Annotated in this window: 5 protein-coding genes; all 5 read right to left on the bottom strand. The window is 36.7% G+C overall.

The genetic code is table 11. The features are described from left to right. Positions 1-131 precede the first annotated feature (131 nt). Positions 132-854, bottom strand: a complete 723-nt coding sequence (locus ACAM30_RS13590) for a thioesterase II family protein (RefSeq protein WP_369615149.1) — start codon at positions 852-854, stop codon at positions 132-134. A gap of 36 nt (positions 855-890) precedes the next feature. Then, positions 891-3,266: a TonB-dependent receptor gene (locus ACAM30_RS13585; protein ID WP_369615148.1), complete on the bottom strand. Its 2,376-nt coding sequence runs from the start codon at positions 3,264-3,266 to the stop codon at positions 891-893. 58 nt (positions 3,267-3,324) lie between these two features. Continuing rightward, complete coding sequence (locus ACAM30_RS13580) at positions 3,325-4,950, bottom strand: MBL fold metallo-hydrolase (RefSeq protein WP_369615147.1); 1,626 nt, start codon at positions 4,948-4,950, stop codon at positions 3,325-3,327. A gap of 152 nt (positions 4,951-5,102) precedes the next feature. Next, positions 5,103-11,036, bottom strand: a complete 5,934-nt coding sequence (locus tag ACAM30_RS13575; RefSeq protein ID WP_369615146.1) for an amino acid adenylation domain-containing protein — start codon at positions 11,034-11,036, stop codon at positions 5,103-5,105. 100 nt (positions 11,037-11,136) lie between these two features. After that, on the bottom strand, positions 11,137-14,199 hold the full coding sequence (locus ACAM30_RS13570) for a beta-ketoacyl synthase N-terminal-like domain-containing protein (RefSeq protein WP_369615145.1): 3,063 nt from the start codon (positions 14,197-14,199) through the stop codon (positions 11,137-11,139). Positions 14,200-14,217 lie beyond the last annotated feature (18 nt).

Here is a 14,217-nt window from a genome sequence, read left to right as displayed (position 1 = left end):
AGGAGTTTCTATTTTACTGATTTAGTTTCCGGTGGGATGATTTAGCTTTCGCGAAAACAGAACAATAAGTGCATATTCTCTTTTGAAGATTACAAATACACACTTATCTTTTGGCTTTTACCTGGCTTCTGTTAGGTACACACTGCTGAATAAGCAGCGCATTCACTAATAATTTTCGCCAATGTTTTTACCTGACTGTGAATAAAGAAATGATTTCCGGGCAGTACCTGATAGTCAAATTTTCCACTGGTATATAGTTCCCAGTTCTGAATGTCTTTGGCCGTTTCTTCCTGATCTCCCATCACGGCAAAAATTGGAGTATTAATTACAAGACCTACTTCGGAAAGTTTGTTTTTTTCCAAAATTTCAAAATCGGCTCTCATGATAGGACTGAAATAATTGTAGAGATCTTCATCTTCGAGTATTTCCTCCGGAACTCCTCCCAGGGATCTCAACTCTTCTTTAAATTCAGAATCGCCTAAGGAATGTCTCACTTTATCATTATAAGAAGCACCTGGCCCCGGGTTACCCGAAACAATTAATATATGGGGCGGATCCAGCTGCTCTTCCATTTTTTTTGCAACCGACAATCCTAAAGTTGCCCCCATACTATGACCATAGATAATATAGGGTTGGTTAGTGTTTCTCAATCTTTTAATTTGTGACACATAATCGTCTATGGCATCTGTTTTTTTATGAAGATGTCTTTCGAGATTTCTTTTTCCTCTGCCCGGAAGTTCTAAGGCATGATATTCAAAACTATTCTGAATATAGTTCTTCAGGAAATCAAAAGAGTAGCAACTTCCTCCTGCAAAATGCAGTAAAAATATCTGTATTTTCTGAATTGAATACATAGTTTGTTTTTTTAAGATGTAGCAATGGTAAAGGTGTTATTCTCTGTTACTTTTATGTTCTTTTCTACTTTTAGCTTTATTAAATCTATAGTTGAAATTAAGGTTCCATCTCGCTGCATTAAAATTGGTCATCTGGTTTACAACAAAATCACTTCCAACGGTTGTTTCTCTTGTTTTTCGGGTATTAAAAATATTACTCACTCCCAGTGTTAATGTTCCATTATTATTAAACAGCGACTTTCCTAAAGCCATATTCAGATAGTAAAATGACTTGGTTCTTGTCTGAGCATCACTTACCGGTGCCTGATATTCGAATTTACTTTGTAATGTAAAATTTTTAGGAAACTTAACCTGGCCTAATAAAGTTGCAGTCCAGGTTTCATTAGAATAATCCAGATTCGTTGTTCCTACACTTCCTTTCTGATCAAAACTATAAGCGTTAATTACTGCATTTAAAGACAGCCATTTTGCCGGAGCATACTGTGCTGAAAGTTCTACTCCAAATCGTGATTCTTCATCAAGATTGATTAAAACGGTTTCAAAAACATCGTCTTCATTTTGCGAAGTGAAATATTGAAAATTGTTTTTGGTCTTCGAGTAATACACAGATGGATTAAGTACCCATTTTTTGGTTTTGCTTAAAATACCTAATTCGATACCATCTGTTATAGAAGGTACAAGTCTGATGTTTCCAAAAATACGCGAGTTAAAGTCCTGAAGTTCCGGAAAAGGGTTCAACTGAAATAAATTAGGTCTGTTGATACGCTGGCTGTAATTTAACTGAGCTGTTGTTTTGTCTGAAAGACCATAGCTTAAATTTACAGATGGAAATAGTCTTGTATAGGTACTATCGATCAAAATATTTCTTGTGTTTTGATCTTTAATCTCAATACTGGTATACTCTGTTCTTAGTCCTAACTGATAACTGAATTTGTTTATCTTATTTCCATACTGAACATACGCCCCAAGAATTTGCTCTTGGTAGTCTAATCCATTATTAAAACCATCTATCGGCTCTAAAGTTCCGTTAACTTCTTCATCAGCGGCAAAGTCTGTAGTAATTAATCTGTGCTCTACTTTTACTCCTGCTTCAAGATTTGCAGTTTCGCTTAAAGGGGTTACAAAATCAGATTGGATTACAATATCGTCATTTCCTCTGTTGGATTTTGTATTGATGAGAGAACGGTCTCCGTTATTAGGTGTAATCGTTCTTCTCTCAATGTTAAAGTCTTTTGTACTGTTCCAAAAATCATACTGAGCGTCTATGGTAAATTTCCTTCCCGGATTCTTGAAAGTTTTGGTATAGTTAAATTCCAACTGATTGTAACTTCTTTTTTCTTGTGAATCAGCGATGGTTTGAATGTGTGAATTACCAACTCCGTCTCCTGAAAGATAATAGTTAAAAGTATTGGTATCTTTATCTTTAGTCTGATTTCGGTAAAATGCTGCTGTAATCGAATTGTTATCATTTATAGCGTAATCAAGTCCCAAATATACCAATCCACCATCGTCATGTCTGTCCTGATCTTCGCGCTGGCTTAAGAAGAGATTCTTTCCGTCTGCAGTAGTCACCTGATCTCTGGTGTTAAGTCCAACGTAATCGGAATAACGAACTCCAAAGTTAGAAAACAAATTAAATTTTCCTTTTTTGTAATTAAGGCTTCCCAATATTCTGTGATCTGCCGGTGTTCCGGTTGACAGGGTCATGCTTCCGCTCAAGTCTTGCTTATTGTTCTTTTTTAGAATAATATTGATAATTCCGGCTGATCCGGCTGCATCATAACGTGAGGAAGGATTGGTAATAAGCTCGATCGATTTTATGGATTCTGCCGGAATTTGTTCCAATCCCTGAATCGATGTTAGTCCAGATTTTCTTCCGTTAATAAGGATAAGCACATTATTATTGCCTCTCAAACTGACAGAACCGGAAGGGTCTACTCTAACGGAGGGTACATTGTCAAGCACCTGTGTTGCAGATCCTCCTTTTGAAATCAGATCTTTCCCTACATCGAATACTTTTTTATCCAGTTTTAATGCCAACTGAGAAGTCTCAGCTGTAACAACAACTTCGTTCAGAGAGGTTACATTCGACTTCAATTTAATAGTTCCAAGATTAATATGGGATTTAGAACCGTCTACATCGAGTGTTATTGTAGTAGTCTCAAAGCTAAGAAATTGAAATTCGACGGTGTACTTTCCTATTTTCATCCCTTCAACTTTAAAATCTCCTTTATCATTGGTAATCACCGTTTCGACAATCGATGCATCCTTTTTTATGATAACAGAAGCATAAGCCAACTTTTCATTAGGATCCTCTCCTGTTATTGTTCCTGATAATTGGGTCAAAGATTGGGCAGATACAGAACACATACATAACAATACTAGTGCATATATGAATATTGATTTTATCATGATATTAATTATTATTTGGTTTGTTGATTTAAGAGCCTTTATTAAGCTATCCTGATTTTTAACTCAGGACAAGATCATTTTTGTATTCGATAATTTTCTCTCCATAAAGTCTTTCCGGATCTATATCATTGGCAAGACAGTATTCTAACAGTTTGTTCGACTCTACAATTGGAATAGATTCGTCAGTGTATTTGATTGAACTGATGTACTTAAGCCAAGGTTCCATTCCCATTGCGTATACAAATACTTCACTAGGTTTAAAAACATCTACCATTGCTTTCGCCTGCTCGAAATTACATCCGGCCAATCGTCTGGATTCGTCTTTATCTCGTGCTAAAGTTTCCGGCATCAGAGGGCCGTATAACCAGGATAATGGTGCTCCTTCACATTCCATTCCTAAGAAAATAACATTGATGTCTCCCATTACTTTGTGAATGCGCTCGTATAGTTTTGGAGATACGTTGCAGGAATCTGCAGCAAACAATATTTTTAATCCGTCTTTATAAGCAACATGGTGACATAATTTACTTCTTACATCCAAATCACAATGTTCTCCAACAAATGGTAATCCTGTAATAGAACAGTCGTCAAAATGAATGGTTTCCATTTCTCCCAGCTCTATAATGTTTTTGAATCCGATTCTTTCAAACATTAATTTCAGGTTTGGATCCTGAAGAAAACCTCCGTTGCTTTTTGGAACGATGATATTTTTGATCTTACGTCGCAGTCTCAGTAAGGTTTCAAAAAGAATATGATCCTGGTGGTTGTGTGTTACCAATACATAATCGATAGATTCCGGCAAATCATCATAAGAATAACGTGATATATCCGATTCATAACCGTAACTCACTAAAGGATCTGCAAGGATTGTTGTACTCTTGGTTTCGGTAAGAATACAGGCATGTCCAAAATATCTTGTTAGAACCCCGTCTCCGCTATAACGCTCGTATTTTTTAGATTTTTCTTTTGTGAAAAACGATTTAAACAAAGGAAGGTCTTCTGCCTCAACTTCAAATATTCTGGCAATTTCTCCAAACGTTTTTGGGTGGTCTTCCATTTCAAAAAGCTGATCTATTTTCTCGCTTTTCAAAGGCAGGTTTACTCTTAAAATATCTGCTCCCGGCAATTTTGGCGTGCTTAATACAAATGACCTTGAATCATCGTCATGTACTAAAAATAAATTGAAACTTTGAAGCGACTCATTGTAAAACTCTGTTTCATATAACAACGATTCAAAAAAGCGAAATGACGGATTGTTATTGATATCATATACCAATTCTACAAGACCTTGTAAACTCTCCGGTATTTTATTGTACAATTCTGTAAGCGCATATCCTTTTGCCTCTTTTTTAAGCATATCGTTAAGAGCGAATACATCCTCTCTTAATTTCAGAAGATCTGCACATTGTTCTTTGGTATTGTCAATAAGTCCTTTGATTTCATCTACTCTTTTTCCATCATAATCGATGAAAGGTCCGCCTAACATTTTAGGGGTTTTAACCGCCGCCGCGTGAATCATTGGATTCTGAACATAAGAAGTCATAATTTTCAAATGTCTGTCTTTAATGTTCATTGCGGCCGTAGCCGGTGATATTAAGTGAGGCCATGCATACCAGTTGTCTACTAAAGGTTCGATAGCCAAATTTCTTTTAATGTATACTAAATCGTCATTTTGAATTTCCATTTTTTCCGGTTTTATTTAATTAATTATTGTTGTTATTTGATTAAAAATGTGCATAAGGTTCCGGGAATAGTATAAAGTGAACCTACTGGTACTGTAGATGCTTTATATATTCCGATTAAGTAAAAAGTAATGTGAAGTCTTTTCTGATCTTCTTAAATTAATTCTTGAGAAAGCTCAAACAGGTACTTTTTAAAATTAAAATCTTCAGAAAACAAAGTATTGTATTTTTCTAAGGAGCAGGACATGCTTATTTCAACTGCGTTTGGATAGCTACTGCAGATTAAGTCTATACCCTGAGTAAAATCATTGACCGAATGTTTTTTGCTGTTTTCAGTCACTGCGGCATCCAGTTGTTTTTCGCTTTCACTGCTAATAAAATTTAACATACCTCCTATTTCGCTTTTTACCGAAACCTCATAAATACGCTCCACATCTTCGCAGATCACCTCATAAGGAATCTGCTGATGCATAAGTGTTTCCATATAGAGACTATAAACTTCTTTAACATAACTGTCTTTTGTGGTTTTTGAAGGTTTCAAAACCGGTAAAGGCAGAAAATTATTTACAACTCCCAGTACTTTATGGCTTTCGATATCATTAGTTCCTAATTCTCTTGCCTTTACCAAAATCAGCTGTAAAGCTTTGTCAGTATGTTTACTAAGTATTAACTGGTGTAACGCTGTAAAGAAAGCCGAAGGAGTCAGACCGGTTGCATTTATGATTTTCGAAAACGCAGCAAAATCATCGGCTGTTATCGTGGCCGTTTGCTGTACACAGTCGATCAATCCGGCAGGGCTTTCCTCGATCTGCTCTTTTTTTACAACATCTTTTAAGGTTTCCAGCCAGTACTTTCTATGCTCATTTGCTTCTGCGGAGTGCAAATATGATTTTTGCCAGGCCGCAAACTCATAATACAAAGTATGATTGATTTCTAAAGGCTGATCATTAAAATAAGCTCTCAGATTTTTAAGCAAAATCATGTTGGTAAAAGCATCCGTAAGTGCGTGATGTATGCTTATAAAAATGTAAGAGTTTTGATCTGACACAGTATTTATAAGTACTTTTACTAATGCCCCTTCTATTACGTCAAAAGGCTTAGACAATAAAGCTGTAACCTGTTCTTTGTTTACTTTTGTTTCATAATAAACTTCAATTGGGACTTCTGATGAAGGCAACATTCGTTGTTTTACAAGTTCATCTTCTTTATAAAACTGAGTTCTCAAAATTGGGAACAGCTCCATAAACGATTTAAACCTTTTTAAGAAATCCTCTTTTGAATCTAATTTAGAAGTGACTATTGGACCTATAATCCCCTGAGACATGGTCTTACTCAATATAAAATTCTGATTCGGCGTTATCTGAAAATCTGCTGCTGTATTGGTTTCAACATCCTCGTTCTGATGTGCCTGACTTTCACTTAATAAGTTTAAATGATTTACCAGCGTAACCAAATGATTTTTAAAGGCACTGGACAATTCATCCATTGTTTCTTTTTCAAATAACAAAGAAGAATAGCCTATATTCATTTTGAGTTCTCCCAGTGAGATCATCCCTACAACACTAAATCCTAAATTATTATGATTGGCTGCACTTGAGTTTCCACCGATACTTTCCCGTCCGTACCTGAACACCGAATCATTCTCTGATGAGACCTCATATCCAAAATCACCCAGGTAATTGTACTCCAAATCAAAGGTAGTACCGAGGTCAACGTCATCATTTAGAAAATGTAAGACACTGTATCCTATACCTTTGTTCGGAATTTTTAGCAAATCTTCTTTTACTTTAACTAAATTTTCCAATACATCATGCTTTGACACATTTAATACAAAAGGATAAAACGATGTAAAGTATCCTACAGTGCGGCTTATGTCTACGGTATCGATGATTTCTTCTCTTCCGTGACCTTCCATCTGTACGGTCACTCTGTCTCTGTGTAAGGTATCTTTAATAGCCAGTCCAAGACAGGTTAAAATTATATCATCGATTTGTGTGTTCAGCAAAGCATGCGCTGAGGTCTGCAAAAGTGTTGTGGTTTCTTTATCTAAAACCATTGCAGTGGTGGTATCGCAATTGAGTTTGTAAGCTTCATTTTCTTTCAACTCACATAAAGGGGTACCGCGCTGCATACATATTTCCTGCCAATACGAAAGTTCTTCGGTTGTTTTTAGCTCTTGTGCATGTGCTTTCAGCTCTTTTGCCCACGTTTGATACGAAGTGGTTTTATAAGGAAGCTTATATTCGTTTCCTTCTTTACTATTCGCGTACAAATCGGCAAAATCCTGTAATAAAATCCTCCAGGAAACTCCATCTACAACTAAGTGATGAATAATAAAAGCGATACGATCACCATCTTTTAATCTAAAATGAGCGATTCTTACCAAAGGCCCGGTTGCCAGGTTGAAAGAAGACTGTAATGCTATTCCGGTATTTCTGATTGTGGTCAGATGATCCTCATCTTCCCTTAAATCGTAAAAATGGATGGTATAACTTTCTTCCGTACTGCTTTTATTGTATTGCTTTCTGATATTATTTTCTTCCGGAAAAGCCATTCTAAGTACATCATGGTGTTGTACCAGCTGACCGATACATGACTCTAAAACCTGCGGATCAACCTCATCCTGAGTCTGAAGTAAAACAGTGTGATTGTAATATTCAGGCGCATTAAAAATTTTGTTTCTCACTTTACTGAAGAAAAATTCCTGAATAGGAGTCAAAATCACTTCTCCAGTTACTTCTGACTGATCGAGTATCTGATCATTCTTTTGTAATAACGGCACAAGGTCTTCCAGTTTAGGTTTTGATATGATATCCCCGGCTTTAAGTGCAAATCCGTGCTGTTTGAGTTTTGAAACAATCTGAATCGATTTAATTGAATCTCCTCCTACGGTAAAGAAGTTGTCCTTAATTCCGATTCCTTCTTTCTTTAACACTTCTTCCCAAACACTTACCAGTAGTTTTTCTTCAAAAGTTGTGGCGGCCACAAAAGTATGATTATCGTCAAATACTGTATTGTTATGCAGTGCAGGCAATGCCTTTTTATCGATCTTTCCGTTAATCGTAAGCGGCATCTGTTCGAGCTGCACATACTTTTGTGGAATCATATATTCCGGAAGAATTTTAGAAAGGAAGGATCTTATGTTTCCGGGATTAATGGTTTCTGATGCTACAATATAAGCGACAAGCTCCTTTGCTCCTTCGTATCCTTCTTCCACCCCTACGACAGCTTCAAGTATCTGATCGTCAGTTAACAGCTGTTGTTCTATGGCAGAAAGTTCGATGCGATAGCCTCTTATTTTTACTTGTTCATCATTACGTCCTTCGTAGATGATATTCCCTTCTTTTGTCCACTTGCCCAAATCTCCTGTTCTGTACAGGTTCCCTTTCTCAGCAAATGGATTTTTAATAAACTTACTGTTTGTTAATTCTTCGCGGTTTAAATACCCTCTGGCGACTCCTGTCCCTCCGATGCATATTTCTCCTACTACTCCTACCGGAACCAGATTGTTGTGGTGGTCCAGGATATGTATTTTAGCATTCGAAATTGGTTTTCCAATTGGAATATTGCGGTAGGCCTCTGTATTGCTTTCGGGCATTTTAAAAACGGTTCCGCAAACACTGGCTTCTGTTGGACCATAAGCATTGTAATAGGTTCCGTATTTAAAATATGGTTTCATGATTTCATAATCCGGTGCCTCTCCTGCTGTGATGAGTGTTTCTAATGTTTTTAAATCATCTATGTCAACCAGGGCAATATAGGAAGGGGGTAATGTCGCAATATTAATTTCATTTTCTTTTATGAAAGCAGTAAGGGTATTGGCATCTTTTCGCTGCTCATCATTTGCCATATAAAGACTTCCTCCTGATAAAAGAATCATAAATGTTTCCCATACTGATGCATCAAAAGAGAAAGGAGCAAACTGCAATCCTTTGTTGTTCTCATCCAATTTAAAATAATCAATTTGCGAAAGGATGGTATTTACAATCTGACCGTGTTCAATCATTACTCCTTTCGGAAGCCCTGTTGATCCCGAGGTATAAATTACATACGCCAGATCAGAAGGGGTTACTTCAATTGCTATCGAATCGCAGTCACTTACATCAAAACCTAAATCTACTGCTATTAAAGCTCCGGTATAAAATTCCAGATCAAACATATAAGAGGTTGTGGTAATGAGTAATTCCAGCTGTGTATCTGAAATGATATGCTCTTTTACCTGATTAGGCATTTCAGGAGCAATCGGAACATAAGCACATCCCTGTTTTAAGATCGCAAGTATAGAAATGATGTTCCATTCATTACGGTCTAACTGTATTCCTATGAGTTTTCCTTTTTGAATTTTATAATGTGTCTGAATGTAACGTGCCAGATCATCTGAAGCCTTATCAATGTCGGCATAGGTAAACTTATTTTTACCGGCTACAAGGGCTACTCCGTTGGGAGTTTGTTTTACTTGTTTTTCAAATAATGACAACAAGGTTTCCTCTTTAGAATAATCCAGTGTGATGTCGTTGAAATCCAGTACCAGTTCTTTTCTTTCTTCGGCAGACAAGTAATCAATTTCCTGAAGAGGAATATCGGGCTGTAAAACAATTTTTTCCAGTAATTGTTTGAAATGTGTCATCAAACCCGATACAAATTCAGCTTCAAAAACGTCTGTATTGTATACCAGATGGCAGCATAAATGCTCTCCTTCTTCCATAAAATTGATGTCTAAGTCTGTCAGCACTGAAGTTTCCCCCAACTGTTTTATAGTGTCAATCTGACTTTCATCTACCTTGAATTGGTGACTGTTATCAATCGCATTCTGCAATAGAATCATCACATCAAACAGAGGTGATCTTGACATGTTTTTATTATAGTTGATGAGTTTCAGTACATGATCAAAAGGATAGAACTGACAATCTAAGGCTGATAATGTATTTTCTTTTACGGTGTCAAAAAACGTATTGAATGTCTGTTCGGGATCGATCTGATTGCGCAATGGCAGCGAATTGATATAACATCCTATCTGTGCTTTTAAATCGGCATGATCGCGTCCGCCAACTGCTGTTCCTATAATAATATCCCTGCTATTGGTGTATTTGTAAACCAGTACATTCCAGACAGCAAGCAATCCCATAAATATACTCCCTTTTTTATCTGAACAAAGCTTTTTAAATTCTGCTGTTGTTTGTTTCGAAAGGTAGCTTTTAAGTGCAAAGCCGTTGACTGTTTTAATCGCCGGTCTGCTTTTATTATTTGTAAAGTTAATTATGGGTAATTCTCCTGAAAATGTGTCTTTAAAATAAGCCTCCTGATTTTTAAAGAAACCACTGGCAAGCTGTTCATTTTGCCAGACCGCATAGTCTTTGTACTGAACATTCAGTTCCGGAAGTTCGTGAGGAAGTCCCAGTGAAAATGAGGTATAAAAAGCAAAAATGTCTTTAAACAGTATTTCAAGAGACCAGGAGTCGCTTATCACGTGATGAATGTTGCAGTAAAAGATAAATTCACTTTCTGCTAACTGAAACAAATAGACTCTGATCAAAGGACCATTCTGAATATCAAATGGTTCGTTTACATCTTCTCTTGTGAAATTTTTTACCTCTTCTTTCCCCTTATGTGAATTTCTAAAGTCAAAAAATTCAATTGTAAAATCTATTTCGTCTTTTTCCAGAATATGCTGTCTGATTTCTCCTTCTTCACTAATTCTGAAAACGGTACGCAAGGACTCGTGTCGCTCTATAGTGCTTAATACCGCACGTTTAAAGTGGGCAACATTAATATCCTGTTTGAGATAAACCGAATTTGGAACTGCATAATTGAATCCTTTTGCATCTGTATCTAAAAGTATAGAAGATAACATTCTAAGCTGGCTTGACGAAACTTCGTAGCTGTTTTGTTTCTCCGCTTTGGGAATACTGTTGTGTTTGTTTACAGAGGAGTATTTGGTAAGGTATGAGACAATTTCCTGTTTGTTATCTTTTATCTTTTTAATAAGCACCTCATCTATAACGTCATTCTTAAAACCAAGTTTAAGATCTGTACCTTCTAATGATATTGTAATATTATTTTCATATATCTCATTTAATAAATTGACCATTTCATTTCGTTTTTGGTTTTACATGATGTTTGTTTACAAATAATAATGTGTTTCAATCTTCTTTTGTTTTGGTTCGTACAAAAAAAAAATCAGGTGTTTTTTAGATTGTCATTACCGATTTATAGGTGCTCTCTTCCTGAAGTGTCACAAGCTTTAATCCCATATCTATTTCTGCGGCCAGTTCTTTGATGGTCGATTTTTGGTAGAAATCTTTAATTTTGATTTCGATGTCAAATCGTTTCTGAATTAGTTTAAGCATGGTAACGCCTTTTAAAGAATTGCCTCCTAAGGCGAAGAAATCATGTAAAACTCCAATTTCGTCTTTACTAAAAAATGATTTCCACATTTCAACAAGCTTTTCCTCAGTTTCATTGGATGGCGGTACATAGTTTACAAAAGACACCACATTATCTTCTAAATCCTCCTGGAAGGCTTCACTGTCATCATAATATTCTGTAGTGAGCGGTGCGGCAATAGCGCCTCCTTCTGATCCTGAGAAATTAAGAAGTGCGAAAGGATTCACTTTTACAGGCAGTTTGGTTTTATTAAATACATAACCCGGCATAGACACTCTGTATGGTTTTTGCACTCCGTAATAAGTTTCCCAGTTAATGTCGATACCATTCATCCACAATTCTCCTAATTTTTGACAAAGATGCTCCTGATCATTAATTTCCTGTTTTGGATGTCTGACCAAATTTATAGCGGTATTATTGGAAGTTTCATCGTGCTTTTGCTGCTGAAACAAAGTGGTTAAGGTATTTCCTGGTCCGACTTCAATAAAAATGCTATCCGAATCTTTTAACAATGTGGCTAATCCGTCTGAGAATCGTACTGTATGACGCAAATGATCAACCCAATATTGCGTTGATACCGCTTCTTCCGAATTGATCAGTTGTCCTGTAAGATTGGATACAAAAGGAATTTTTGGTGCCGAGAATTCGACTTTTTCTAACTCCTGTCTGAACTCTTCTAAAACTGAATCCATTAAAAACGAATGTCCTCCTAATGAAATTCTTAATTTTGAACATAAAATTTCTTCGGTTTCCAATATTTCTATTAGCGCCTCAATAGCTGAATCAGTTCCTGATAAAACACAAGATTCCGGAGAATTAACCACGGCTAAACTCACATTGTCATTTAGGTAGGCTTTTATTTTTTCTTCAGAAAGCGATACGCTTAACATGCTTCCTCCAGGTGTTTTGTTCATCAATAAGGCACGTTTGGCCACCAATTTTACACCGGTTTCAAAAGAAAACACTTCGCTTAAACAAGCGGCAACATATTCTCCCGTACTGTGTCCTATTAATTTGTCGGGAGTAATTCCCCAACGCATCATTAATTTGGCTAAAGCATATTCAAAAACAAATACGATAGGCTGCGTGAATTCATTTTTATTAATGTCTGTATTTTTTTCCGGATCTGCATTTTCTCCGTACAAAACCTTTGTGACATCTACTCCGGTTAACTCTTTGATAATCGAAAATCCTTTGTCGATGAGCTCTTTAAAATAAGGTTCCTTTTCATAAAGGTCCTTACCCATGTTGAGGTATTGTGCTCCGGATCCTGTACACATGAAAACGACCTTTCTCTTTTGGCTTAGTTTACCGGAATAAACCGACTTGCTTAAAGGATCTTTTAACGTTTCAATGGCTTTTTCTCTGGAGTTGCTTACCAGAAAGCGATTGTACTTAAACTGATTTCTGCCGACCTGCAAAGTATAGGCCATATCCTGAAAATTACCTTTCTCATTTTCTTCAAGAAACGAAGTTAACTTTTCCTGATAGGCATTTAAAGCTCCTGCAGATTGTGCAGAAAAACGCAATAACTTATACGAATTGTTCTCTGCGGTTTCTTCTTTCACCGGTGCTTCCTGTAATATCACATGGGCATTATTTCCGCCTATCCCAAAACTGCTGACACCGGCTCTCAAAGGCTGGTTGTCTTTCGATGTCCAGGCCGATAATTCTGTCTGTACTTTAAAAGGTCCGGATTTAAAATTAATTTCCGGATTTGGATTTTTAAAATGTAAAGACGGCGGAAGCATTTTATTTTTTAATGCCAGTGTTGTTTTAAGAAATCCTGTAATTCCTGCTGCACTGTCCAGATGCCCTATATTGGTTTTTACCGATCCTAAAGCGCAGTGGTGATTGGTATTGTATTCAAAAGATTTATTGAGTGCTTCTACTTCTATCGGATCGCCCAATTTTGTACCGGTACCATGTGCTTCAATATAGGTTATCGATTCCGGTGTAGCATCTGCAATCTGCTGTGCCTGTTTGATGCATTCATACTGCCCGCTGATACTTGGAGCGGTGTACCCTACTTTTCGGTTTCCATCATTGTTTACTACCGAAGCTCGTATTACGGCATAAATCTGATCTTTATCGGCTATGGCATCTTCCAGTCTTTTCAGAACGGCTACTCCGGCTCCTTCTCCGGATACAATACCGGACGAATCTTCATCAAAAGCTTTGCAGTGACCGTCTTTAGAATTGGTCATTCCTTCCTGATACTGGTGTCCTTTGTATGCTTTTGAATATACTCTTACTCCTCCGGCAATTGCAATCGAACATTCTCTCATCAATAAGGAACGACAAGCCTGATGAATTCCGACCAATGAACTTGAACAGGCTGTATCTACATAATAACTGGGACCTCTCAGGTTCATATTATAAGAGATCAGAGTACTTATGAAGTTTTTATTGGAGATTTGATTCAGGTAAAATGAATTGACGTTATCGTTATTGGTGATCATGGTATAGGCTCTCCAATTCATATTGTCTGAAGCAGACAAATACAGTCCGATTTTATCTTTGTATGTTTTAGGATTGTACCCGGCATCTTCCAGACCAAGCCAAACCAGTTCGTGCATCATGCGTACCTGCGGGTCCATTGACATTGCTTCTTGTCTGGTGTATCCAAAAAAAGAATAATCAAAACTATTTGGGTCTTCCAGAGAGGCTTGTGCTTTTATCAAATCCGGATTAGCAAGTTCTTTTTCCGTTACTCCTGCCGCTCTTAATTCATCATCGCTGTAAAAATGAACTAATTCTTCTCCGTTCATTAAATGTTTCCAGAACTCATTAATATTATCTGACTTGGGATATTTACCTGAAATTCCAACAATAGCAATATCTTTTTTTCTAATATTATTTTCCATAGTAATTAAATTGCATCG

It is taken from the genome of Flavobacterium sp. CFS9 (assembly GCF_041154745.1).
Classification (GTDB): Bacteria; Bacteroidota; Bacteroidia; order Flavobacteriales; family Flavobacteriaceae; genus Flavobacterium.
This window is presented reverse-complemented; position numbering and strand designations above follow the sequence as displayed.

What these genes read in the sequence shown, in the direction of transcription:
- ACAM30_RS13585 (WP_369615148.1), bottom strand. Translation starts at nt 3,266, where the DNA reads ATGATAAAATCAATATTCATATATGCACTAGTATTGTTATGTATGTGT.
- ACAM30_RS13590 (WP_369615149.1), bottom strand. Translation starts at nt 854, where the DNA reads ATGTATTCAATTCAGAAAATACAGATATTTTTACTGCATTTTGCAGGA.
- ACAM30_RS13580 (WP_369615147.1), bottom strand. Translation starts at nt 4,950, where the DNA reads ATGGAAATTCAAAATGACGATTTAGTATACATTAAAAGAAATTTGGCT.
- ACAM30_RS13575 (WP_369615146.1), bottom strand. Translation starts at nt 11,036, where the DNA reads ATGGTCAATTTATTAAATGAGATATATGAAAATAATATTACAATATCA.
- ACAM30_RS13570 (WP_369615145.1), bottom strand. Translation starts at nt 14,199, where the DNA reads ATGGAAAATAATATTAGAAAAAAAGATATTGCTATTGTTGGAATTTCA.